Below are 23,175 nucleotides of genomic sequence, written 5' to 3' on the forward strand. Positions count from 1 at the left end.
GTCGTGTCATATCAGGCGAACCGGTCAATTCAAGCGCGCCATTTGTGTGGATGCGACCGATGACTTAGGGTTTGGCGCGGAACAACGCCGAATCGTGTGATAAAGGACCGTTGAAGAGATGAACGATCTCAAGAGCCTGGAATACCGGATCAACACGGCATTGGACCGGATCAGATCCCATGTCGGCGAACAGGCGGGCCAATCTGACCTGCGGGCGCAACTGGCCACGCAGCAGGCTGCGAATGCAGACCTCGAGGATCGGGTCGCCGCACTCAAGGCGCGTCAGGATGACAAGATCGCCAAGCTGGAGGCCGAGGTCGCCGCACATGCCGACCGCATGACAGAGCTGGACGGCGCGTTGCAACGCCTGCGCGCTGCGAATGCCGATCTGCGCGAAGAGGCGGATGCGCTGCGGCAGGCGGCAATGGAAGGTGTGCCCGATGCGGCGGATATCAATCGCGCGCTGATCGCGGAGGTCGAGGCCCTGCAGGCTGACCGTGCAGCCGAGGCCGCAGAGGTGGCCGCTTTGCTGGGCGAATTGAAACCTGCACTGCAACAGGAGGGCTGATCATGCCGCAAGTCGAGATCACAATCGGTGGCCGCGTGTTCGAGGTGGCCTGTCAGGACGGCGAGGAACATTTCCTGCGCACAGCCTCGGCCATGCTGGATGAAGAGGCGCAGCATCTGTCCAGCCAGATCGGGCGCATGCCTGAATCGCGGATGTTGCTGATGTCTGGCCTGATGCTGGCCGACCGGACTGCCGGTATTGCAGAGCGTCTGCGCGAGGTCGAGCTGGAACTGGAAAGTCTGCAGGCCCAGATCGCCGAAGCCCAATCACGCCCGGCCGAGCGGATCGAGGTGCCGGTCATTCCAGCCGAAGTGACCGATGCCTTTGCCGAGATCGCGGCCCGCGCGGAGGCATTGGCAGATTCGCTGGACAACACGCAAAAGGCCGACCCGTCCTAGGGTCGGCCCAACACTGCGTGAATAAGCGCCCAGTGACGGGCGCGTGGTCTGTGGGTCAGGCGTTGGCTTCGCGGATCTTGTCGGCTGCGGCCTTGTCAAACGCGATGTCATTTTCTGTGAGCAATGTATCCAGTTCACCCGAAAGCGTCATTTCGGTGATGATATCGCACCCACCCACGAATTCGCCCTTGACGTAAAGCTGCGGAATCGTCGGCCAGTCGGAGTAATCCTTGATGCCCTGGCGCACGCCGTCGTCGGCCAGCACGTTCACGTCCGTGTATTCAATGCCCATAAAGTTCAGCACGCCTGCCACGCGGCTGGAAAAACCGCACTGCGGCATCGTTTTCGTGCCTTTCATGAACAGGACGACGTCGTTGCTGGTGACGGTTTGCTTGATCTGGTCTTCGGCGGTCATGGTCTGGTCCTTTTTGAGGGGGATCAAATTTTCTGCGAAAATTTGCGCGCGGTTCAATCGGGTGCGCGTGTGGTCAGGGCGAGGGCATGCAGCTCGCCATTGCTGCCATCCATCTTGCCCTTGAGGGCGGCATAGACGGCACGTTGCTGCTGCACGCGATTCTTGCCCGCAAAGCTGGCATCGACGACTTCGGCTGCGAAATGTGCGCCATCGTCGCCCTGCACCGTAATCTTGGCGTCGGGAAATTCCGCGCGGATCAGGGCTTCGATTTCGTGGGCTGTGATGGGCATTGTCGGCTCCTTGCAGGCTTTTCAATAACCTATGAACGCGCCGCAGCGGGGGCAAGGGCCAGTGTGGGTGCCGCGGCGCGTTTGTCCGCGCCGCGGCAGCGCGGGATCAGGCCAGATGTCTGGCAAAGGCCCCGTGATAGACCGCGGCAAGATCGGCCAGCGGTGCGCTGGACGCGCCGAATGTGATGTCGCTGCCACCGGCCTGACCCAAGCGCGCAAGCGGCACGCCAGCGGCGGCTGCGGCCGCAAACAGGGCCTCGGCACCGTCAAAGGATGCGGCGATCAGATAGCGCGCCTGATCCTCTGCAAACAGCTGGGCGGTGTCATCGGTTTCGACGGTGATGCCGATATCGGCTGCCACCGCCATTTCGAATGCCGCAAGCGCAAGCCCGCCGTCCGACAGGTCGGTGCAGGCCGTGATGGCGCTGCGGTTGGCACGGATGAAATCGCCATGTGTACGCTCCGCCACCAGGTCGACCGTAGGTGCATCGCCTTCGACGCGGCCCAGGTGTTCGGCCAGCAGCGCTGTCTGGCCCATGTGACCCGCCGTTTCGCCCAGCAGCAGTAGCATGTGACCGGTTTCCAACTGACCTGTGATGGCCTGTGTGTAATCGGCAATCAGTCCGACGGCACCGATGGTCGGCGTGGGCAGAATGCCCTTGCCGTCTGTTTCGTTATACAGCGACACGTTGCCGGACACGATCGGCATGTCCAGCGCCTTGACGGCGTCACCGATCCCTTTGATCGCGCCGACGAACTGACCCATGATGCGGGGCTTTTCGGGATTGCCAAAGTTCATGTTGTCGGTGGTCGCCAGTGGTGTGGCACCGACGGCAGTGAGGTTGCGGTAGGCCTCTGCCACGGCTTGTGCGCCACCCTGATAGGGATTTGCAAAAACATAGCGCGGCGTCACGTCAGACGTGAAGGCCAGTGCCTTTTGCGTGCCGTGCACGCGGATGATGCCTGATCCTGCGCCGGGGGTGCGCAGCGTATCGGCCATCACCTGGCTGTCGTATTGCTCATAGACCCACGCCTTGCTGGCGTAGTTCGGGCTGCCGATCAGGCTGCGCAGACCGTCGATCGGGTCGACGTGTGGTACGTCACCCACGGGTGCGGCGGCTGGCGTTTCTTCCCACGGGCGGTCGTATTCGGGGGCGGTGGACGATAGCTTGGACAGCGGCAGATCGGCCTTTACCTCGCCGTTGTGGAGGATCAGGAACCGGTCCTCTGCAATGGTTTCGCCCACGATGGCGAAATCGAGGTCCCATTTCACGAAGACCGCACGGGCCTCTGCCTCCAGCTCTGGCTTGAGCACCATCAGCATCCGTTCCTGGGATTCCGACAGCATCATCTCGTAGGCGGTCATGCCGGTTTCGCGCTGTGGCACGTCCTCGAGGTTGAGCTTGACACCCAAACCGCCCTTGTCGCCCATCTCGACCGCAGAACAGGTCAGGCCGGCGGCCCCCATATCCTGAATGGAAATCACGGCCCCCGTGGCCATCAGTTCCAGCGTCGCCTCCATCAGGCGTTTTTCGGTGAACGGATCGCCAACCTGCACCGTGGGGCGCTTGTCCTCGATCGTGTCGTCGAATTCGGCGCTGGCCATGGTGGCACCGCCCACGCCGTCGCGGCCGGTTTTGGCCCCCAGATAGACGACGGGCATCCCGACGCCCGATGCAGCGGAATAGAAAATCTTGTCCGCGTCAGCGAGCCCGGCAGCGAATGCGTTCACAAGGCAGTTGCCGTTGTAGGATTTGTCAAAGCGGACTTCGCCGCCGACAGTGGGCACGCCGAAACAATTGCCATAGCCACCGACACCAGCCACGACACCGCTGACCAGTGATTTCGTCTTGGGGTGGGTGGGTTCGCCAAAGGACAGCGAATTCATCGCCGCGATGGGGCGGGCGCCCATGGTGAAAACATCGCGCAGAATGCCGCCAACGCCGGTGGCCGCACCCTGATATGGCTCGATATAGCTGGGGTGATTGTGGCTTTCCATCTTGAACACCACGGCCTGACCGTCACCGATATCCACGACGCCCGCGTTTTCGCCGGGGCCGCAGATGACCTGTGGGCCGGTTGTGGGCAGCGTGCGCAGCCAGCGTTTGGATGACTTGTAGGAACAGTGTTCGTTCCACATCGCGGAAAAGATGCCCATTTCCGTAAATGTCGGGTGCCGTCCGAGGATTTTCAGCACCTCTTGCCATTCGTCGGGCGAAAACCCGTGTGCTGCGATGACGTCGGCGGTGATGATCGGATCGGACATAAAAGATTCCCCACGAGCTGTTCTGTGCCTTTTAGGGGAGGCTGGGACGAAGGGGAAGGTGATCCTTTGGCCGCGCTTCAGGCAAAAAAAATGCCGGGCACAAAGGCCCGGCGCAGTCCAACAGGGAGGTAGAGGCACACCAAATGATGTTTTTGCCTCTGTTTCAGCAGATAGGGCGCAAGGATTAAGCGATCAAGAAAAAACCATACGCGCGCGTGCAGACCCGCTATGTGATGCGTGCATGGCGCAACACTCGCTGAGGTTTAGTCTTCGCGCCCGAGCTCTGCCAATGATCTGCGATGGGCGAAGATTTCGTCCTGAACGAAATCCCGAAACGCCATGATCCGTTTCGACTGCCGCAATTCCTCGGGGTAGGCGAGGAAGACGGGAACCTCTCCGCTTTCGAGGGATGGCAAGCAGCGTACGAGGTGGGGGAAATCCTGCACCACATAGTCAGGCAGGACGCCGACGCCGAGGTTGTTGATGACGCCCTGCAGGACGCCGTAATAGTTGTTCACCGTAAAGATCGACGTCACCTCATGTGACAGCAGGTGATGGATCAGCGTGGCACCGGCGCTGACCTGGGTCGACGACAGCTGTTGGCAGATCAGGCGATGGTTCGAAATGTCGGTGATGTTGTCCAGCGGGCGGCGCTGGTCGAGGTAGGCTTGTGTTGCGTACAGACGCATGCGCACGCTCATCAGGCGTTTGCGGATCAAGTCTGCCTGTGACGGTTCCTTCATGCGGATGGCGACATCTGCCTCGCGCATGGGCAGATCCAGCACACGTTCCTCGAGCATCAGGTCGATCTTGATGTCGGGATACATCTCGTAGAGTTTGGGCAGGCGCGGGGCGAGCCAGAGAGTGCCGAAACCGGTGGTCGTGGTGACGCGCAATTCCCCGAACACCTCTTCTTCGCTGTCACGAATGCGGGCTGCGGCCGCGTCAAGGCGGCGGTTCATGGATTTCGTGGCATCGAACAGCAGTTCACCCTGTTCGGTGAGAATCAGTCCACGCGCATGACGGTGGAAAAGCGTGGTGTTCAGCGTCTCTTCGAGGGCGCGGATCTGGCGGCTGACCGCCGATTGCGACAGGTGCAGGACATCGCCTGCATGGGTCAGTGACCCCGCATCCGCAACCGCGTGAAATATTCGAAGCTTATCCCAGTCCATGACCCGCCCGTAGTGCCTTAAATTATTTGTAGTTTGAAACTTGGTTACGCTGACTCTGTTAAATATACAATCAAAGCCGCCCTCGGAATTATTCTTTGTAGGTCAGCAAATGTGACCTAAGATGCCTGTATTGCAGGGAGGTTTGCATGACACGTCAAGATATTTCGCTAAACGATCGGTTTGATCTGTCCAAGCGGCATGTGTTGCTGAACGGAACACAGGCACTGGTGCGGTTGATGCTCATGCAGCGGGCACGTGATGCACGCGCCGGGCTGAATACCGCCGGTTATGTGACTGGATATCGTGGCTCGCCGCTGGGCGCTGTGGACATGCAGATGGCGCGTGCGGCCAAATCGCTGACTGACGCCCAGGTAACGTTTCAGCCTGGCCTGAACGAGGATCTGGCGGCAACCGCACTCTGGGGTAGTCAGCAAGCCGAGCTGCGCGGCGAGGGGAAATACGACGGCGTGTTCGGCCTGTGGTACGGCAAGGGGCCGGGTGTGGACCGGTCCGGCGATGTGATGCGGCATGCCAACATGGCGGGCACATCGCCGGACGGTGGTGTCATCATGGCGATGGGTGACGACCACACGGGTGAATCCAGCACCACGCTGCATCAGTCCGATTTCGCGATGATCGACGCCTACATGCCGATCGTCAGCCCTGCCGGTGTCCAGGAGGTGCTGGATTATGGCCTCTATGCCTGGGCGCTGTCGCGCTATGCAGGCGTCTGGGTCGGTCTCAAGACGATGAAGGACACGATCGAGGTCACCTCTGTCGTGGACGGCGACCCGCACCGGCTGTCATTCGTGACACCCGACCTGGCCCTCCCGCCTGAGGGGCTAAACATTCGCCTTGTCGATACGCCCGTCGCCCAAGAGGCACGGATGATCGACCATAAACGGTTTGCGGCAGAGGCGTTCAGCCGGGCCAACAAGATGGATCAGCGCAAGTGGGGCAAGCACGGTGCCAGGATCGGTTTTGTCGCCGCGGGCAAGAACTGGCTGGATTTGCAGCACGCCCTGTCACTGCTGGGCATCGACGCGCAAGAGGCCGAGCGTCTGGGTATCACCACCTACAAGGTCGGTCAGGTCTGGCCGTTGGACATGGCGGGATTTCACGATTTCGCGGCAGGTCTCGATCTGGTGGTCGTGGTCGAGGAAAAACGCAAGCTGATCGAGGTGCAGGTCAAGGAGGCGCTGTTCGACGACACCAACACCCGGGTGTACGGCTGGCACAAGGGCGATGAACATTCCGCCGGTCGCCGCGAAGAGATTTTTCCGACGCGCTATGCGCTGGACCCGATCTGGATCGCGGAAAAACTGGGCGGCATCCTGGTCGAAGAAGGCTGCGCCTCGGACGGTGTGATGCAGGGGTTGGATGCGCTGGCAGAGGCGCGCCGCGCCGACAATGTGCCGGAAATCGCGGCACGTTTGCCGTATTTCTGTTCGGGCTGTCCGCATAATTCCAGCACCAAGGTGCCGGAGGGATCGCGCGCCTATGCGGGGATCGGGTGTCACTACATGGTGCAATGGATGGACCGCGACACCGTTGGTTTCACCCAGATGGGCGGCGAGGGCGCGAACTGGGTCGGTGAGGCCCCGTTCAGCAAGACGGGCCATGTGTTCCAGAACCTCGGTGACGGGACCTATAACCATTCCGGCGTGCAGGCGATCCGCTTTGCCCTGATGGCGGGGACGACCATCACCTATAAAATCCTGTATAATGACGCTGTCGCCATGACGGGCGGGCAGGGTAACGACGGCGGTCTGACGGCCGAGCAGATCGTGCGCGAACTGCTGGCGATGGGCGTGCGCGACGTGCGCGTCGTCTATGACGAAAAAGAGGACGTGGATGCATCCCACTTTCCCAGCGGTGTGCCGCTGGCGGAACGGTCAGAACTGCCGCGCGTGCAGGCGGAACTGGCAAAGGTGTCGGGCGTCAGCGCCTTGGTCTACATCCAGACCTGTGCCGCCGAAAAACGCAGACGCCGCAAGCGTGGCCAGTTTCCCGAACCCGACAAACGCGTGTTCATCAACACGGACGTCTGCGAAGGCTGCGGCGACTGCGGTGTGCAATCGAACTGCGTGTCGATCGTCCCCGTTGAAACCGAACTGGGGCGCAAACGCGCCATCGACCAATCGTCCTGCAACAAGGATTTTTCCTGCGTCAAGGGCTTCTGCCCGTCCTTTGTGACCGTTGCAGGCGCGCAGTTGAAAAAGGCCGCGACGACAACCGTGGATGTGGGCGACCTGCCGTTGGCGGACCTGCCTGCGATCAGTGGCACCCATAACGTCGTGATCACCGGTGTGGGCGGCACAGGTGTCGTCACGATTGGTGCCGTGCTGGCGATGGCGGCGCATCTGGACGGCAAGGGTGCTGGCATGATGGAAATGGCCGGCCTCGCACAAAAGGGTGGGGCCGTGCACATCCATTGCCGCCTGGCGGAACGGCCCGAGGATATCAGCGCGATCCGCGTGGCCACGGGCGAATGCGATGCCTTGATCGGTGGCGATCTGGTGGTCAGTGCAGGGGCCAAGACGCTGGGCCTGATGAAAACCGGGCGCACGCGCGGTGTCGTGAACGCGCATGAGATCATCACCGGCGATTTCACCCGCAACACGGAATTTCAACTGCCCGTGGACGAATTGAAGCTTAGCCTGACGCGGCGGTTGCAGGACAAGGTGGCGCTGTTCGACGCGACCGAACTGGCCAAGGCGACGATGGGCGACAGCATCTATTCGAACATGATGATCTTTGGCGCGGCCTGGCAGATGGGCGCGATTCCCGTGTCGCTGGACGCCATTCTGCGTGCCATTGAACTGAACGGTGCGGCCGTGGATCGTAACAAACAGGCGTTCGACCTAGGGCGCTGGGCGGTGCTGCACCCTGAACGGGCCGCGCGGGTGTCGGAACCGCAGGTCGTCGCATTGCCCAAATCGCTGGACGACCGGATCGCATTCCGCGTCGATCACCTGACCGCCTACCAGAACAAGCGGTTGGCGAAACGCTATCTGCGGATGGTGGATCGTTTCAGTGACGCCGCGATGCGCGAGGCAGTGGCGCTGGGTTATCACAAACTGCTGGCCTACAAGGACGAATACGAAGTCGCCCGCTTGTTGCGCGATACCGAGGCCAAGGCGCGCGCGGCCTTTGACGGGGATGTGTCGCTGACCTATCACCTTGCTCCGCCGATGCTGACGAAAACCGGTGCTGACGGGCGACCAGTGAAAAGAGAGTTCGGCGCCACGATGGCGCGTGCCTTTCCGCTGCTTGCACGGCTCAAGGTGCTGCGCGGCACGCCGTTCGATCCATTCGGGCGCACCGCGGAACGCCGGATGGAACGAGCGCTGATTGCGCAATACGAGGCGGACATGGACCGCATCGCTGACCTGCCGGTCAGCGACGCCATCATCGCGCTGGCACGTCTGCCGCTGGACATTCGCGGTTTCGGTCCCGTCAAACACGCCAATGCGGCCAAGGCGGAAAAGACGCGCGAGATGCTGCTGGCGGCCATCACGCGCCCCGATCAGCAGGTGGCCGCGGAATAGGCCGTCGCTCGCCGCGTTTTCCTGTCACCGTGCAAAACCCTGCATGGATTTCTGACGTCAACCGACGTATGGCTGATGCAAACACGTCCGCGCCATGATTGGCGCGGGCCCGGCACAGAGGGTACGGCAATGGCAGTGGGTATTTTCGACAGCGGACTGGGCGGGTTGACCGTTCTTGACGCAATTTCCAAGCGGTTGCCCGATCTGCCGCTTGTCTATCTGGGCGACAGTGCCAATGCGCCATACGGCGTGCGCGACGCGGACGATATCTATGATCTGACCACCCGTGCCACCCAGCGGCTGTTTGACGAAGGGTGCGATCTGGTGATCCTCGCTTGCAACACGGCCAGTGCTGCGGCACTGCGCCGGATGCAAGAAGGCTGGGTGCCCAAGGACAAGCGCGTGCTGGGTGTGTTCGTGCCGCTGATCGAGGCGCTGACCGAACGCGAATGGGGCGACAATTCCCCCCCGCGCGAGGTCGAGGTGAAACATGTGGCACTCTTTGCCACGCCCGCCACGGTGCGCAGTCGTGCGTTTCAGCGCGAGTTGGCATTCCGCGCCATCGGTGTCGATGTCGAGGCACAGGCCTGTGGCGGTGTCGTCGACGCCATCGAGGACGGCGATTTCATTCTGGCCGAGGCGCTAGTGCGCAGCCATGTGGACGCGCTGAAACGCAAGATGCCTGATCCTGATGCTGCGATGCTGGGCTGCACCCACTACCCCCTGATGGCCGAGGTGTTTCAGGATGCGCTGGGTGCCGGGGTCAAGGTGTTCAGCCAGGCAAATCTGGTGGCAGAGAGCCTTGCGCATTACCTCGACCGACGCCCTGAAATGGTGGGCAAGGGCATGACCTCGAAATTTCTGACATCCGGTGATCCGAAAAAGGTATCGGACCGTGCGATGCAGTTCCTGCGACATCCGATCACCTTTGCCAAAGCATGAATTGAAGCAGGCGCACAGCGCCCCTATCTGATCCCACAAGGGAGACCATGACATGACCCATAACGTCGCCATTCTGGGCGCATCCGGATACACTGGTGCAGAGCTTGTGCGCCTGATCGCCACGCATCCGTCGCTGGCCATCACGGGCCTGTCCGGCAATTCCAAGGCCGGGATGGCAATGGCGGATGTGTTTCCGCATCTGCGCCATCTTGATCTGCCGCGCCTGACCACGATCGAGGACATTGATCTGTCCGGCGTGGATCTGGTGTTTTGCGCGCTGCCCCATGCGACCTCTCAGGCGGTCATCAAGGCGCTGCCGTCGCATCTGAAAATCGTCGACCTGTCTGCCGATTTCCGTCTGCGTGACCCGGCGGCCTATGAAAAATGGTACGGCAAGCCCCATGCCGCGCCCGATCTGCAAAAAGAGGCTGTCTACGGCCTGACCGAATTCTACCGTGACCAGATCCGCACAGCCCGTCTGGTGGCGGGCACCGGATGCAATGCGGCGACAGGCCAATACGCGCTGCGTCCGCTGATCGCGGCGGGTGTGATCGATCTGGATGAGATCAACATCAACCTGTTGGCGGCCGTGTCGGGTGCGGGGCGCGCGCTCAAGGAAAATTTGCTGCACGCGGAACTGTCCGAAGGGGCGCATGCCTATGCCGTCGGCGGCACGCACCGGCATCTGGGCGAATTCGATCAGGAATTTTCCGCCATCGCAGGGCGCGAGGTGCGCGTGCAGTTTACACCGCATCTGATCCCCGCAAACCGCGGTATCCTGGCCACCGTATCGGTCAAGGGCGATGCCGCAGCGATCCACCAAACCTTCTCTGACGCCTACGCCAAAGAGCCATTCATCGAGGTTTTGCCCATGGGACAGCACCCGTCCATCAAACACATTCGTGCCAGCAATTTCTGCCATATCGGCGTCGTGGCTGACCGCATCGCCGGGCGCGCGCAGGTGATCGCATCGCTGGACAACCTGACCAAGGGGTCTTCTGGGCAGGCGTTGCAGAACGCCAACCTGATGCTGGGACTGCCGGAAACGGAGGGTCTGATGATGGCCCCGGTGTTCCCATGAAGGGGCTCAAGAAAAAACGGCGCATCCAGGTGATGGCGCTGTCCGGTGTCTGCGTTGCGGCGGTTCTTGGCTTGCTTGCGGTGTTGCCAGAGGAATCGTTCCAGTTCTTTCGCGCGCCGTCAGAAGTCGCCGCCGACCCGCCGCGCGAAACAGAGTTGTTTCGCATCGGCGGTCTGGTCGAGGTCGGAACGCTGGTGCGCGGCACCGGCACGCAGGTTGCGTTCAATGTGACCGATGGTGGTGCATCGATTCCGGTCGTCTACACCGGTATCCTGCCGGATCTCTTTGAAGAAGGTCAGGGCATGGTCGGGCAGGGGCGTTACATCAACGGCACCTTCGAAGCCATTGAAATCCTTGCGCGACATGACGAAGAATACATGCCGCAAGAGGTGATTGACGCGCTCAAGGAACAGGGCACCTACGTGGAACCGGGCGCTGAGGTCGCAACCAATTAACCTTTGACCGCTGATCCTGCCTGCACCCCAGCAGGAGGATCGCGAATGCAGAGCGTTGAACAGATTGCGGCTGAAATCGTCGCCCGCGAGGGTGGTTTCGTCGACGATCCCGACGATCCCGGCGGGGCTACGCAGCATGGTGTGACGATCCACACGCTGCGGCGGCTCGGACTTGATCTGGACGGTGACGGCGATGTCGATGCAGCCGACGTGCGACGGATCAGCCGCGACCGTGCCGTGCAAATCTATATCCAGCATTATTTTGAGGCCCCCCGCATCGGCACCTTGCCGGATGCGTTGCACGCCAGCGTATTCGATATGTATGTCAATGCGGGCAACAATGCGGTCAAGATTTTGCAACGTCTTTTCAATCGGATGCGGCTGGATGTTCAGGTCGATGGTGTCATCGGTGCACAGACTGCGACCGCTGCTGTGCGGGCGATGGAGGCCGCGCCGGATCATCTGGTCGATGCCTACGGAATCGCGCGGCGCAATTATTATTACGCGCTGGCGGACCAGCGCCCCGCCAGTCGAAAATACGCGCGCCGTCGCGATGGCGGCACTGGCGGCTGGATCACGCGGGCGGAAATGTTCATCGCCCCCCGCTATCATCTGAGCGACGCGCAGCACCGCGAGAGGACACGGGCATGGGAATGATCGACAGGGTGATGGCTTGGGTTTTTGGTGACGGGCGCAACGTCGTGGCCGAAACGGTCGAGGTATTCCGCGAGAACAGCGAAGGCCGCGCGCAGCGGCTGACCGATGAAAAGGCGGCCGCATTGGCCCAATTCGCCGCCGAATTTGCGCAGCCGCGCAAGGGATTATTTGACAGGATGGTCGACGGGCTGAACCGGTTGCCGCGTCCCTTGCTGGCGCTGGGAACGATCGGGTTGTTTGTCTCGGCGATGACCAGCCCGGCGTGGTTTGCCAGCCGGATGGCGGGTGTCGCGCTGATCCCCGAACCACTGTGGTGGTTGATGGGGGCGATTGTCAGCTTTTATTTCGGCGCACGCTATCAGGTCAAAGGGCAGGAATTCCAACGATCGGTCGCGGAATCCGTCATCCGGAGCGAGGCGGTGATCAAGGACGCGGTCGCACCGCCCTCGGGTGCGACGGCAATGCCCGAAGGTTATGCCGACAATGCGGCCCTTGCGGACTGGTGGAGGTCCCGCAATGCAATCTGACTGGCCCGATGTCGTTGAAAAACGCCTTGTCGCGCTGGAGACGCATAATGCGGTTGCTGCGGTCCAGATGCTGAATGTGTCCGAACGGCTCAGCGCGATCGAGGACACGCTGAAATGGCTGGTGCGGCTGATTGTCGGCGGACTGGTGGTGGCCGGGATCACCTATGTTGTCCAGGGCGGGCTGGCCGTCTGACAAGGGCGTTGTGCCGCAGATGAATTTGTTGCGAAACCTATGTCGGTGGCCCTTGCGATGGGCTATGTTAAAGGCATGTTTATTGAACTTGCACACTTTGCCCTGATCCTGGCCTTTGTCGTGGCCATTGCGCAAACCGTCGTGCCCCTGGTGGGCGCAGCCAAGGGGTGGCGCGGCTGGATGGCTTTTGCCGATCCGGCGGCCACTTCGCAGCTGATCCTTGTGACATTTGCCTTTGCGGTCCTGACCTGGGCCTTTGTCGTGTCCGATTTTTCGGTCGCGCTGGTCTATGCAAACAGCCACACGCTGAAACCGATGCTGTACAAGGTCACCGGCGTCTGGGGCAACCACGAGGGGTCGATGCTGTTGTGGGTGTTGATCCTCGCGTTGTTCGGGGCGAGCGCGGCATGGTTCGGTGGCAACCTGCCTGCCACGCTCAAGGCACGCGTGCTAGCGGTGCAGGGCAGCATCTCGGTCGCCTTTATCGCGTTCATTCTGTTCACCTCCAATCCGTTCGCGCGGCTTGCCGTGCCGCCGTTGGATGGGCGTGATCTGAACCCGCTGTTGCAGGATCCGGGTTTGGCGTTTCACCCGCCGTTCCTCTATCTCGGCTATGTCGGCCTTAGCATGACATTCAGCTTTGCCGTGGCCGCGCTGATCGAAGGCCGCGTCGATGCGGCCTGGGGTCGCTGGGTGCGGCCCTGGACGCTGGCCGCATGGATGTTCCTGACCGTGGGCATCGCGCTGGGGTCCTGGTGGGCCTATTACGAACTGGGCTGGGGCGGTTTCTGGTTCTGGGATCCGGTCGAAAACGCAAGCTTCATGCCGTGGTTGATCGCGGCTGCCCTGCTGCACAGCGCCATCGTCGTGGAAAAACGCGAAACGCTCAAGAGTTGGACGATCCTGCTGGCCATCCTTGCCTTTGGGTTTTCATTGCTGGGTGCCTTTATCGTGCGGTCGGGGGTGCTGACATCGGTACACGCCTTTGCCAACGACCCTGAGCGTGGCATGTTCATCCTGCTGATCCTCGGTCTGTATCTGGGCGGGGCGCTGACCCTCTTTGCAGCACGCGCGGGGGCGATGCAGTCGCAGGGCGCGTTCGGCACCGTCAGCCGGGAATCGGCACTGGTGTTGAACAACATCCTGCTGGCTGTCAGCGCCTTCGTGGTGTTCATCGGGACGATCTGGCCGCTGGTTGCCGAAATGGTGTTCGACCGGACATTGTCGGTCGGTCCGCCGTTCTTTGACGCGGCATTCACGCCATTCATGGTCATCTTGGCCATCGCTCTGCCGCTTGGGTCACTCTTGGCATGGAAACGTGGCAAGCTGGGCCGCGCCACCGGACCGCTAGTCGGGCTGGTGATCTTGTCGGTGGCTCTCGCCGGTTTGGCCTACGCGGTCTATTCGGGCCGGTCGATGGTCGGGCCCGTCGGCGTCGCCCTGGGCGTCTGGGTTGTCGGCGGTGCGCTGCTGGACCTGTGGCTGCGGGCCGGGCGCGGTCCGGTCGGTGATCGCCTGCGCCGCATCACGCGGCTGCCGCGTGCCGATTGGGGCAAATCGGTTGCCCATCTGGGCATGGGTGTCACCGTGTTCGGCATCGCTGCGATGACAGCGTGGAACGTCGAGGATATTCGCGTGGTGAACGTGGGCGACACCTATCAGGTCGGTGATTACGCCGTCACGCTGACGGCGATCGAGGATATCGAAGGACCGAACTACCTGTCCACGATGGCCAGCCTGTCGATCAGCCACAAAGGTGCGGAACCCTTTGTCCTGATGCCGGAAAAGCGGTTCTATCCGGTAGCGCAGATGCCCACGACCGAGGCCGCGATCGACAACGGGTTCCTCCGTGATGTCTACGCGGTGATCGGTGATCCGCAGGCCGGTGGTGGCTATGCTGTGCGCGTCTATCTCAAGCCATTCGCCAACTGGATCTGGGGTGGTGCGATCCTGATGTCGTTGGGCGGTCTGATCTCGCTCACGGACCGGCGTCTGCGGTTTGCCGTCGGCGCGCGCAAGCCGCAGGCGGTCGCCGCGGAATGAGGTGGCTCGCCCTGATCCTGTGCCTGTGGGCGCTGCCTGCCTTTGCGGTTGATCCCAGCGAGGTGCTGGATGACCCCGTGCTGGAGGAACGCGCCCGCGAGCTGAGCAAGGGGTTGCGTTGCCCGGTCTGCCAGAACGAAAGCATCGACGAATCCAACGCGCCCATCAGCCGGGAATTGCGCGTTTTGCTGCGCGAACGGTTGGTCGCGGGCGACAGTGACGCAGAGGTGCGGCAATTTCTGGTCGCGCGGTTCGGGGAATTCGTGTTGCTGGAACCCGACCGCACTGGGGTGAACATTATCCTGTGGTGGGCCGCGCCCGCGCTGCTGTTGTTGGCGCTGGGGGTGGGCTGGACCGCGATCCGGCGCAAACCGGGCACGGGGGATGCGCAGCTGACGGAAAAGGAACGCGCCGAGCTGGAGAGAATCCTGCGTTCCTGACGTTTGGTTTTCATGGCTTTGACCCGGTCAACGGTTAGGCTGTGCAAAACCAGCAGCAGGACCGACCCATGGACTATACCGCGATCACCGTGAACGTCAGCGACGATGTCGTCACGATTACCATGAACCGCCCCGAAAAGATGAATGCGCTGAACGGCACCATGCGGTCCGAACTGACCCATGCTGTCATGGATGCACCCAACCACGGACGCGTGCTGGTGCTGACCGGGTCGGGCCGTGCGTTCTGTTCCGGTCAGGAACTCAGCTTTGGCGAGGCGGCGAACCTCGACCTCGAAGCCGTGTTGCGCGACGAATACGTGCCGATGCTGCGGGCCATCGTGGATTGTCCCCTGCCGACCATCGCTGCCGTGAATGGTGTGGCGGCAGGGGCAGGGGCAAACCTCGCGCTTGTGTTCGATGTGGTGCTGGCCAGCGAAGATGCTTATTTCGTGCAGGCCTTTGCCAAGATCGGTCTGATCCCCGACGCGGGCGGCACATGGTTCCTGCCACGTCAGGTCGGATTTGCACGGGCGATGGGGGCATCTTTGTTCGCGGACAAGATCGGCGCCAAACAGGCCGCCGACTGGGGTATGATTTATGAATCCGTACCGGCGGATGATTTCGCAGCCCATTGGCAGGCGCGCGCCGGGCAACTGGCGCAGGGTCCGACGCAGACTTATCACCATATCAAACAGGCACTGCGCGCCAGTTTTGACAATGATCTTGATACACAGCTCGCGCTGGAGGCCGAATTGCAGGGCAAATGTGGCAAGACGCGTGATTTTGGCGAAGGGGTCGCGGCCTTTGTTGAAAAACGCACAGCGCGATTTCAGGGGCGGTAACGGAACAGGTCGGCGGATTCCGGGTTGGTTTCCGAACCAAGAAGGAACCAACCCATGACCGACCAAGATATGCTGTTCAGCCCCATCGAGATGGGCACGATCACCTTGCCCAACCGCGTGCTGATGGCCCCGCTGACCCGCAACCGCGCCCAACCCGACGGAATGCCGTCTGATATGGCCGTGCCGTATTATCGCCAACGGGCCAGCGCGGGCCTGATCCTGACCGAGGCCACGCAGATTTCAGAAATGGGCAAGGGGTATATCAACACCCCCGGCATCCATACCGAGGCGCAGGCCGCCAAGTGGCGCGAGATCACGGACGCGGTCCACGCCGAGGGCGGGCGTATCTTTATCCAGCTTTGGCATGTCGGACGGATCAGCCACACATCCGTCCTGCCCGATGGCCGACAGCCTGTTTCCGCGACCGCCAAACCGGCAAAGGCACAGACCTTTACCCACGATGGTTTCGTGGACTGTTCTGATCCGGTGGCACTGGATGCGGACGGGATCAAGGAAACCCTAAACGACTACCGCGAGGCCGCACGTCTGGCCAAGGTCGCTGGGTTCGACGGCGTCGAGGTTCACGCGGCGAACGGCTATCTGATCGAGCAGTTCTTGCAAGACAGCGTGAACGACCGCACCGACGAATACGGTGGCAGCGTCGAGAACCGGATGCGTTTCCTGCAAGAGGCGCTGGACGTCGTGGGTGAACACTGGGACGCCGACCGCATCGGCGTGCGCCTGTCCCCGCTGGGTCAGGCCAACGACGGTGGTGACAGCGATCCGCTGACGCACTACAGCGCGATCTACAAGATGTTGAGCGACCGCAAGCTGGCCTACCTGCACGTCCTCGAAAGCTTTCCTGGTAGTGACAACGGCGAAGGGCAGGATCTGATCGACGCCCTGCGCGACCACTACGACGGTTTCTATATGGCGAACGGTGGCTATGACGTGGCCCGCGCGCGCGAGGTCATCACCAGTGGCCGCGCGGATGCCGTGACCTTTGGCCGCCCGTTCATCGCGAACCCGGATTTGCCACGCCGGTTCAATCTGGATGCGGCCCTGAACGAACCCGATCCTGATACGTTCTACGGCGGTAACGAGAAGGGCTACATCGACTATCCGTTCCTCGACGACCACGAGGCCGTGGCAAGCTGACGGATCAGGGGCACCCGCCAAGGTGCCCCTTTTTCGTGTCAGGTATTTGGCCGCTGCAGCGCGTAATACGCGCTGTCCGACCAGACGCCGCCGATGCAATAGGTGCGCTTGGCGCGATGTGTCTCGATGAACCCCAGCGCGGTCAGGGCAGCGGCAGATGCGGTATTGCGCGGGTCAATATCGGCCATCAGGTGGGGGACCTGCGTGGTGGCAAACAGATAGGGAATGATGGCGTTCATCGCCTCGGTCACATAGCCCTGTCGCCAGTGATCGGGATGCAGGATGAACCCGACCTCTTCATCACGATAGAGACCGGCACAGCCGATGACCCTGCCGTTCAGGTCCAGTGCGAAGTAGGTCAGCGGTGTCTGTGCGATCATCCCGTCCAGACTGCGGGATGTCACCGCGGGGCTGTCATGGGGCAGGGTGGACCAATACCGCATTGCGCGTGGGTCCGAATAGATGGCGAACAGATCGTCCAGATCGCCCGATGCGGGACGGCGCAGCACCAGCCGCGCCGTCACCAGAACAGGATCAGCGGTTTTCGATGTCAACGTAGTCACGGGTGGTTTCACCCATGTACAGCTGGCGCGGACGACCGATTTTCAGCTGCGGATCGGACAGTTGTTCCTGCCACTGCGACACCCAACCGATGGTCCGGCTGACCGCAAAGATCGGCGTGAACATGGATGTGGGGAAACCCATCGCCTCGAGGATGATGCCCGAATAGAAATCGACGTTCGGGAACAGCTTTTTCTCGGCGAAATAGGGATCCTCGAGCGCGGCCTGTTCCAGCGCCTTGGCGACCTTCAGCGTTTCATTGTTCTCGATCCCCAGCAGGTCCAGAACTTCGTCGGCGGATTCCTTCATCACCGTCGCGCGCGGGTCAAAGTTCTTGTACACGCGGTGGCCAAATCCCATCAGGCGGAACGGGTCGTTCTTGTCCTTTGCCTTTGCGATGTATTCTGGGATGCGGTCGACCGTGCCGATTTCGCGCAGCATTTCCAGACAGGCCTGGTTCGCACCGCCGTGTGCCGGTCCCCACAGGCAGGCAATCCCTGCCGCGATGCAGGCAAACGGGTTTGCGCCCGACGACGATGCAAGACGCACGGTGGATGTCGATGCGTTCTGTTCGTGGTCCGCGTGCAGCGTGAAAATGCGGTCCATCGCCCGCGCCAGCACCGGATCGACATTATAGTTTTCAGCCGGAACGCTGAAACACATGTTCAGGAAATTCGACGCGTAATCCAGATCGTTGCGCGGATACACGAAAGGCTGGCCCACGTGGTACTTGTAGGCCATCGCCGCGATCGTCGGCATCTTGGCGATCAGGCGGAACGCTGCGATTTCGCGCTGCTTTTCGTCGTGAATGTCGGTGCTGTCGTGATAGAACGCGGACATGGCACCAACGACACCGACCATGATGGCCATCGGATGCGCGTCACGGCGGAAACCACGGAAAAAGTTCATCATCTGCTCGTGCAGCATCGTGTGATGCGTCACGATGAATTCGAATTCCTCAAGCTGCTCTGCATTCGGCAACTCGCCGTTCAGCAGCAGATAGCACACCTCGAGGTAGTGGGATTTCGCCGCCAACTGGTCGATGGGATAGCCGCGGTGCAAAAGCTCGCCCTTGTCACCGTCGATGAAGGTGATGGTGCTGTCCGTCGAGGCTGTTGACGTGAAACCGGGGTCATAGGTGAACACGCCGGCCTGCGCATACAGCTTGCGAATATCGAGGACATCGGGACCAGAGGTCGGCGTGAAGATTGGCAGGTCATAGTCCTTGCCGTCGATCGTCAGCTTTGCGCTTTTTTCGGTCATAGTCAGTCCTTACTTTCACTCGTCGCCGGGGCGACCATATTGGGACGGCGCTTTCACCCTTGGATGATCAGGCCGCAGCGGCGGTGATCCGGGCCAGCGATTCCTCGCGGCCGAGCACCAGCATCATATCGAAAACACTTGGGGAAACCGACCGGCCCGCCAGTGCCGCCCGCAGCGGCCCGGCCAGCTTGCCCAGCTTGGTGTCGCGGGCGGTCGCAAAGTCGGCGATCGCCTCCTCTAACGTATTCCGGTCCCACGTAACATTTTGCAGGTGCGGCGTCAATTCTGCGAAATATTGCTGCGCCGTAGCATCAAGCGCCTTGGCGGCCTTTTCATCGGGCACGATGGGGCGTTCCGTCAGCACGAAATGCGCCTTTTCCAGCAGTTCGGGAAAGGTTTTGGACCGTTCCTTGAGCGCGGGCATCGCGCGCAGCAAGCCGTCCGCCTGACGTTCGGTCAACGCCAGCGCACCCGTCGCCGCAAGGTAGCCCTGAATTTCGGCAACCAGGGCGGCATCATCCATGATGGCGATATGCTGGCCGCTGATATGTTCCAGTTTTTTCAGGTCGAACCGGGCGGGCGATTTGCCGATCCCGTCCAGATCGAACCAGTCGCGCGCCTGTGCATCGGTGAAAAATTCGTCGTCGCCATGGCTCCACCCCAGACGGGCGAGGTAATTGCGCATACCGGCGGCGGGATAGCCCATTTTCTGGTAATCGGCGGCCGCTGTCGCCCCGTGGCGCTTCGACAGTTTCTTGCCGTCGGCACCGAAAATCAGCGGGATATGCGCAAGGGTAGGTTTGTCCCAACCCATCGCGTCATAGATCAGGTTCTGGCGAAAACTGTTGGCCAGATGATCGTCGCCCCTGATGACATGGGTTACGCCCATGTCGTGATCGTCGACAACCACGGCCAGCATGTAGACAGGTGTGCCATCGGATCGCAGCAGGATCATGTCGTCCAGCTGATCGTTCGACCAGGTCACATCGCCCTGCACCGTATCATGCAGGGTGGTCGATCCGTCGCGTGGGGCCTTGACCCGGACCACATAGGGCGCGTCGGGGTGATCGGCCTCTGCCACGTCGCGCCAGGGCGACCGGAACAGTGTCGAGGTCTTGTTGGCGCGCGCGTCCTCGCGGAAGACTTCGATTTCTTCGGGCGTGGAAAAGCATTTATAGGCCGTGCCGTCCGCCAGCATCTGCAGTGCGACTTCGGCATGACGGTCCGCGTTGGCTGCCTGAGAGGTCGGCTCGCCGTCCCAATCAAGACCCAGCCAGGTCAGCCCGTCCAGGATCACTTGGGTGTTTTCGGGGTTCGACCGTGCCTTGTCTGTATCCTCGATCCGCAGCAGGAAGGTGCCACCATGCCCGCGCGCATACAGCCAGTTGAACAGCGCAGTGCGCGCGCCGCCGATGTGCAGGGCCCCGGTCGGTGAGGGCGCGAAACGGGTGACGGGCGGGGTGGCTGTCATGAAAATTAACCTGTCGTTTACCAGTGCAGGCCAAGCTGCCTGCGTTGCGTGTTGGATATGGCGACAGGGGGTAAAGAACAAGTGCAAGCGGCCCTTTCGGCGCAGCGCGGCGGGTTGATCCACTGGTTGCCGGTTTGCCTTGGGATCGGGATCGGCGGCTACTTCGCATTGCGGTTTGAGCCCGGGTTGCCGATCTGGATCGGCCTTGCTGGACTCTCGCTTGGGTGTCTTTTGTTGGCACGTGCGTTGCCGCAGGCCTATGCGCCGCTTGCACTGGCTGTTGCCTGTATCTGCGCCGGGGCGGGACTGGCCAAGGTGCAGACCGCCGCTCATGACGCGCCAGTGTTGAGCTTCAGATACTACGGTCCCATTGCGGGCCGTGTTGTGAATATCGACCGATCGTCTTCGGATGCGGTGCGCCTGACACTGGACCGGGTGGCGCTGGACGGTGTGCCTCTGGACCGGACGCCGCGCCGTGTCCGTGTGTCGCTGCACGGCGATCAGCCGATTACCGGCTGGCATCCGGGTGACCAACTGGTGCTGACTGGGCATCTGTCCGCCCCGAATGGTCCTGCAGAACCCGGTGGATTTGATTTTCGCAGACACGCTTGGTTTCAATCGATCGGTGCTGTCGGCTATACCCGCACCCCCGTTCTGCGTTCTGCCCCGCCCCAGGGTGGCACCGCACTCTTGGTCTTCCGGATTCGCATGGCCATTTCCGAAGGGGTGCAGTCACGCCTGCCGGGGGATGCGGGTGCCCTTGCGACCGCGATCATCACGGGCGACCGATCTGGGATCAGCCAGACGGCGCTTCAGGATCTGCGGGACGCGAACCTCGCGCATCTGCTTGCGATTTCGGGCCTGCACATGGGGTTGCTCACGACGTTCATTTTCCTCGTGGTCCGCATGGGGCTGTCGTGCTGGCCTGCGTTTGCCCTGCGTGTACCGGTGAAAAAGGTCGCTGCACTTGTGGCCTTGTTCTCCGGTGCCGCCTATCTCGCGCTGTCGGGCGGGTCCGTTGCCACCCAGCGCGCCTTTATCATGGTGTCCGTAATGTTGCTTGCGGTGTTGCTGGACAGACGGGCACTGACGCTGCGGGCCGTGGCGCTGGCCGCCACGATCGTGCTGGTGCTGCGGCCCGACGCGTTGACCGGGCCGGGTTTCCAGATGTCGTTTGCCGCGACGACAGCCCTGGTCGTGGTGTTCGGTTTGCTGCGGGGACGCCAGTTTGGGCCTGGGTGGATGCGCGGCATCGTCGGTGTCGTCATCTCTTCGGCCGTGGCGGGGCTGGCGACCGCACCCATTGCCGCGGCCCATTTCAATCAGGTGCCGCACTACGGATTGCTGGCGAACCTGGCCAGCGTGCCGTTGATGGGCGCGATCATCATGCCGGCAGCGGTGCTGGCAGCCTGCCTGACACCGCTGGGCCTCGAAGGTGTCGGCCTGTGGATCATGGGCCAAGGGCTACGCTGGATCCTGTGGGTCGCGGGCACCGTTGCGGGCTGGGACGGTGCCGTCAGTCATGTTGTTGCACCGGGGCCATCCGTGCTGCCCTTGCTCTGCCTTGGGTTGCTGTGGTTGATCCTGTGGCGCGGGGTCGCGCGTTGGGCGGGGATCGTGGCGGTGGTTGCGGCCTTTGGCCTATGGGCGGGCACCACGCGACCCGCCATCCTGATCGCCGATACCGGTGGTCTGATCGGGCGCATGACACCAGAGGGGCGCGCCTTGTCGCGGGCAACGGGCAACGGGTTTGTGGCGACGATCTGGCTGGAAAACGATGGTGCCCCGGCCGATCAGGCGGTCGCTGCCGCCCGCGCCGGGTTTCTGACGCAAGGCGCTGTGGTTTCGGCCACCGTCGGACCACTGCATATCGTCCAAGTCCGGGGCAAGACCGAATTGGCCCGGCTCAAGGGATGCGGAGGCGCCGATGTGCTGGTCCTGACCGTGCCCGACACTGCCGCGCGACCCTGCCTTGTCCTTGACCCGGTCACGCTTCGCGCGGCGGGCGCGGTTGCCATCGACGTCACGGATGCTGACGGCCTCACCGTAACAACCGTGCAGATGCTCACAGGACAGCGACCATGGACACCCACTGCGCCACAGCGACGCGATCCTGCGGACATTCAGATCGCCCTCGTTCAGTAGGTGCGGATCAGACCGACCAGACGCCCCTGCACCTTGACCTGATCATCGCGAAACCGCCGCGTCTCGTAGGCGGGATTGGCAGCCTCCAGCGCGATGGTCGATCCTGTGCGCCGGAACCGCTTGAGCGTGGCTTCCTGATCCTCGACCAATGCGACAACGATATCGCCGTTGTCGGCCGTGCTGGTTTCACGGATCACGACGACATCGCCGTCATTGATCCCGGCCTCGATCATCGAGTCGCCCCTGACCTCCAGCGCGTAGTGTTCGCCCTTGCCCAACATGGATTGCGGCACCGCGACCGAATGCGACACCTCGGAAATCGCGGCAATCGGAACACCTGCGGCGATCCGGCCCATCACGTTCAATTCCACTGCCGCAATGCTGACGTCGCGGTCCCGTGAGGGGCGGCTGTCCGGACGGTCACCATCGATCACACGAGGCGTGAACCCCTGTTTGTCCATCATGCTGTCGGGCAATTTCACGATTTCCAACGCGCGGGCGCGATGCGCCAGCCTGCGGATGAAACCGCGTTCCTCCAGCGCCGTGATCAGACGGTGAATCCCGGATTTCGACCGCAGATCCAGCGCTTCCTTCATTTCGTCGAATGAGGGGGGGACGCCGTCGCGCTGCACGCGCTTGTGGATGAATTCCAGCAGATCGAGCTGTTTCTTGGTCAACATGGCAGGCCCCCGGGGTCAAGCGACAGAAGTGTTCGCCCGTGTTCTACCTCTGTTCCC

General features: G+C 61.9%; 22 protein-coding genes. 14 read left to right on the forward strand and 8 right to left on the reverse strand.

Translation table 11 applies throughout. From position 1 onward, the window contains the following. Positions 1 to 118 precede the first annotated feature (118 nt). Together BMX27_RS14310 and BMX27_RS14315 are read left to right on the forward strand one after the other, a co-directional pair. Positions 119 to 568, forward strand: coding sequence for a hypothetical protein (locus BMX27_RS14310; protein ID WP_090160649.1), 450 nt, complete (start codon positions 119 to 121; stop codon positions 566 to 568). 2 nt (positions 569 to 570) lie between these two features. Next, positions 571 to 966 carry a cell division protein ZapA gene (locus tag BMX27_RS14315; RefSeq protein ID WP_090160651.1) on the forward strand — a complete coding sequence of 132 codons (396 nt, stop codon included), beginning with the start codon at positions 571 to 573 and terminating at the stop codon, positions 964 to 966. 55 nt (positions 967 to 1,021) lie between these two features. Here BMX27_RS14315 and grxD read toward each other — a convergent pair whose 3' ends face one another. From grxD to BMX27_RS14335, 4 genes are all read right to left on the reverse strand, one after another. Continuing rightward, the gene (gene grxD / locus BMX27_RS14320; protein ID WP_056035069.1) at positions 1,022 to 1,381 is read right to left on the reverse strand and encodes a Grx4 family monothiol glutaredoxin; all 360 of its coding nucleotides are present in this window, start codon (positions 1,379 to 1,381) and stop codon (positions 1,022 to 1,024) included. A 53-nt stretch (positions 1,382 to 1,434) separates the two neighbouring features. Next, entirely contained in the window at positions 1,435 to 1,671 is a 237-nt protein-coding gene (locus BMX27_RS14325) for a BolA family protein (protein WP_090160653.1), read from the reverse strand. A gap of 106 nt (positions 1,672 to 1,777) precedes the next feature. Then, a complete protein-coding gene (purL, locus tag BMX27_RS14330) occupies positions 1,778 to 3,937 on the reverse strand; it encodes a phosphoribosylformylglycinamidine synthase subunit PurL (protein WP_090160655.1) in 2,160 nt (719 codons plus the stop codon). A 263-nt stretch (positions 3,938 to 4,200) separates the two neighbouring features. Beyond that, the gene (locus BMX27_RS14335; protein WP_090160657.1) at positions 4,201 to 5,109 is read right to left on the reverse strand and encodes a LysR family transcriptional regulator; all 909 of its coding nucleotides are present in this window, start codon (positions 5,107 to 5,109) and stop codon (positions 4,201 to 4,203) included. Positions 5,110 to 5,255: 146 nt separating this feature from the next. On the opposite strand from BMX27_RS14335, the gene BMX27_RS14340 reads away from it, so the two are divergent. From BMX27_RS14340 to BMX27_RS14390, 11 genes are all read left to right on the forward strand, one after another. Continuing rightward, a complete protein-coding gene (locus BMX27_RS14340; protein WP_090160659.1) occupies positions 5,256 to 8,660 on the forward strand; it encodes an indolepyruvate ferredoxin oxidoreductase family protein in 3,405 nt (1,134 codons plus the stop codon). Positions 8,661 to 8,789: 129 nt separating this feature from the next. Then, on the forward strand, positions 8,790 to 9,602 hold the full coding sequence (murI, locus tag BMX27_RS14345) for a glutamate racemase (RefSeq protein ID WP_056035066.1): 813 nt from the start codon (positions 8,790 to 8,792) through the stop codon (positions 9,600 to 9,602). Between the two features lie 52 nt (positions 9,603 to 9,654). Further along, positions 9,655 to 10,683, forward strand: a complete 1,029-nt coding sequence (gene argC / locus BMX27_RS14350) for an N-acetyl-gamma-glutamyl-phosphate reductase (RefSeq protein WP_090160661.1) — start codon at positions 9,655 to 9,657, stop codon at positions 10,681 to 10,683. Then, entirely contained in the window at positions 10,680 to 11,138 is a 459-nt protein-coding gene (gene ccmE, locus BMX27_RS14355; protein ID WP_090160664.1) for a cytochrome c maturation protein CcmE, read from the forward strand. Before argC ends, ccmE begins: the two co-directional genes overlap by 4 nt. Before the next feature lie 45 nt (positions 11,139 to 11,183). Next, a complete protein-coding gene (locus BMX27_RS14360; protein WP_090160666.1) occupies positions 11,184 to 11,795 on the forward strand; it encodes a holin-associated N-acetylmuramidase in 612 nt (203 codons plus the stop codon). Continuing rightward, positions 11,786 to 12,322, forward strand: a complete 537-nt coding sequence (locus BMX27_RS14365; protein WP_090160669.1) for a holin family protein — start codon at positions 11,786 to 11,788, stop codon at positions 12,320 to 12,322. The genes BMX27_RS14360 and BMX27_RS14365 overlap by 10 nt, the downstream gene beginning before the upstream one ends. Continuing rightward, complete coding sequence (locus BMX27_RS14370; protein ID WP_090160671.1) at positions 12,312 to 12,515, forward strand: hemolysin XhlA family protein; 204 nt, start codon at positions 12,312 to 12,314, stop codon at positions 12,513 to 12,515. Before BMX27_RS14365 ends, BMX27_RS14370 begins: the two co-directional genes overlap by 11 nt. A gap of 75 nt (positions 12,516 to 12,590) precedes the next feature. Next, positions 12,591 to 14,558: a heme lyase CcmF/NrfE family subunit gene (locus tag BMX27_RS14375; protein WP_090160737.1), complete on the forward strand. Its 1,968-nt coding sequence runs from the start codon at positions 12,591 to 12,593 to the stop codon at positions 14,556 to 14,558. Then, complete coding sequence (locus BMX27_RS14380; protein ID WP_090160673.1) at positions 14,555 to 14,998, forward strand: cytochrome c-type biogenesis protein; 444 nt, start codon at positions 14,555 to 14,557, stop codon at positions 14,996 to 14,998. The genes BMX27_RS14375 and BMX27_RS14380 overlap by 4 nt, the downstream gene beginning before the upstream one ends. Before the next feature lie 68 nt (positions 14,999 to 15,066). Next, complete coding sequence (locus BMX27_RS14385; protein WP_090160675.1) at positions 15,067 to 15,840, forward strand: enoyl-CoA hydratase-related protein; 774 nt, start codon at positions 15,067 to 15,069, stop codon at positions 15,838 to 15,840. 54 nt (positions 15,841 to 15,894) lie between these two features. Further along, on the forward strand, positions 15,895 to 16,998 hold the full coding sequence (locus tag BMX27_RS14390) for an alkene reductase (protein ID WP_090160678.1): 1,104 nt from the start codon (positions 15,895 to 15,897) through the stop codon (positions 16,996 to 16,998). 38 nt (positions 16,999 to 17,036) lie between these two features. Here BMX27_RS14390 and BMX27_RS14395 read toward each other — a convergent pair whose 3' ends face one another. The 3 genes from BMX27_RS14395 to gltX form a co-directional block, all read right to left on the reverse strand. Continuing rightward, the gene (locus tag BMX27_RS14395) at positions 17,037 to 17,561 is read right to left on the reverse strand and encodes a GNAT family N-acetyltransferase (RefSeq protein WP_256212577.1); all 525 of its coding nucleotides are present in this window, start codon (positions 17,559 to 17,561) and stop codon (positions 17,037 to 17,039) included. Next, a complete protein-coding gene (gene gltA, locus BMX27_RS14400; protein ID WP_371260147.1) occupies positions 17,533 to 18,822 on the reverse strand; it encodes a citrate synthase in 1,290 nt (429 codons plus the stop codon). Before gltA ends, BMX27_RS14395 begins: the two co-directional genes overlap by 29 nt. A 67-nt stretch (positions 18,823 to 18,889) precedes the next feature. Continuing rightward, complete coding sequence (gene gltX, locus BMX27_RS14405) at positions 18,890 to 20,293, reverse strand: glutamate--tRNA ligase (protein WP_090160684.1); 1,404 nt, start codon at positions 20,291 to 20,293, stop codon at positions 18,890 to 18,892. An 81-nt stretch (positions 20,294 to 20,374) separates the two neighbouring features. Between gltX and BMX27_RS14410 the strand changes: the two genes are divergently transcribed. After that, a complete protein-coding gene (locus BMX27_RS14410) occupies positions 20,375 to 22,438 on the forward strand; it encodes a ComEC/Rec2 family competence protein (RefSeq protein WP_371260148.1) in 2,064 nt (687 codons plus the stop codon). On the opposite strand, the gene lexA is transcribed toward BMX27_RS14410, so the two are convergent. Then, complete coding sequence (gene lexA, locus BMX27_RS14415) at positions 22,432 to 23,118, reverse strand: transcriptional repressor LexA (RefSeq protein WP_090160688.1); 687 nt, start codon at positions 23,116 to 23,118, stop codon at positions 22,432 to 22,434. The two genes, BMX27_RS14410 and lexA, sit on opposite strands and share 7 nt — an antisense overlap. Between the last annotated feature and the right edge of the window lie 57 nt (positions 23,119 to 23,175).

The sequence above is a fragment of the Loktanella sp. DSM 29012 genome (genome assembly GCF_900110705.1).
Taxonomy (GTDB): Bacteria; Pseudomonadota; Alphaproteobacteria; order Rhodobacterales; family Rhodobacteraceae; genus Loktanella; species Loktanella gaetbuli.

Coding starts and splice junctions, on each gene's coding strand:
- BMX27_RS14310 (WP_090160649.1), top strand. CDS start 119: ATGAACGATCTCAAGAGCCTGGAATACCGGATCAACACGGCATTGGAC.
- BMX27_RS14315 (WP_090160651.1), top strand. CDS start 571: ATGCCGCAAGTCGAGATCACAATCGGTGGCCGCGTGTTCGAGGTGGCC.
- grxD (WP_056035069.1), bottom strand. CDS start 1,381: ATGACCGCCGAAGACCAGATCAAGCAAACCGTCACCAGCAACGACGTC.
- BMX27_RS14325 (WP_090160653.1), bottom strand. CDS start 1,671: ATGCCCATCACAGCCCACGAAATCGAAGCCCTGATCCGCGCGGAATTT.
- purL (WP_090160655.1), bottom strand. CDS start 3,937: ATGTCCGATCCGATCATCACCGCCGACGTCATCGCAGCACACGGGTTT.
- BMX27_RS14335 (WP_090160657.1), bottom strand. CDS start 5,109: ATGGACTGGGATAAGCTTCGAATATTTCACGCGGTTGCGGATGCGGGG.
- BMX27_RS14340 (WP_090160659.1), top strand. CDS start 5,256: ATGACACGTCAAGATATTTCGCTAAACGATCGGTTTGATCTGTCCAAG.
- murI (WP_056035066.1), top strand. CDS start 8,790: ATGGCAGTGGGTATTTTCGACAGCGGACTGGGCGGGTTGACCGTTCTT.
- argC (WP_090160661.1), top strand. CDS start 9,655: ATGACCCATAACGTCGCCATTCTGGGCGCATCCGGATACACTGGTGCA.
- ccmE (WP_090160664.1), top strand. CDS start 10,680: ATGAAGGGGCTCAAGAAAAAACGGCGCATCCAGGTGATGGCGCTGTCC.
- BMX27_RS14360 (WP_090160666.1), top strand. CDS start 11,184: ATGCAGAGCGTTGAACAGATTGCGGCTGAAATCGTCGCCCGCGAGGGT.
- BMX27_RS14365 (WP_090160669.1), top strand. CDS start 11,786: ATGGGAATGATCGACAGGGTGATGGCTTGGGTTTTTGGTGACGGGCGC.
- BMX27_RS14370 (WP_090160671.1), top strand. CDS start 12,312: ATGCAATCTGACTGGCCCGATGTCGTTGAAAAACGCCTTGTCGCGCTG.
- BMX27_RS14375 (WP_090160737.1), top strand. CDS start 12,591: ATGTTTATTGAACTTGCACACTTTGCCCTGATCCTGGCCTTTGTCGTG.
- BMX27_RS14380 (WP_090160673.1), top strand. CDS start 14,555: ATGAGGTGGCTCGCCCTGATCCTGTGCCTGTGGGCGCTGCCTGCCTTT.
- BMX27_RS14385 (WP_090160675.1), top strand. CDS start 15,067: ATGGACTATACCGCGATCACCGTGAACGTCAGCGACGATGTCGTCACG.
- BMX27_RS14390 (WP_090160678.1), top strand. CDS start 15,895: ATGACCGACCAAGATATGCTGTTCAGCCCCATCGAGATGGGCACGATC.
- gltA (WP_371260147.1), bottom strand. CDS start 18,822: ATGACCGAAAAAAGCGCAAAGCTGACGATCGACGGCAAGGACTATGAC.
- gltX (WP_090160684.1), bottom strand. CDS start 20,293: ATGACAGCCACCCCGCCCGTCACCCGTTTCGCGCCCTCACCGACCGGG.
- lexA (WP_090160688.1), bottom strand. CDS start 23,118: ATGTTGACCAAGAAACAGCTCGATCTGCTGGAATTCATCCACAAGCGC.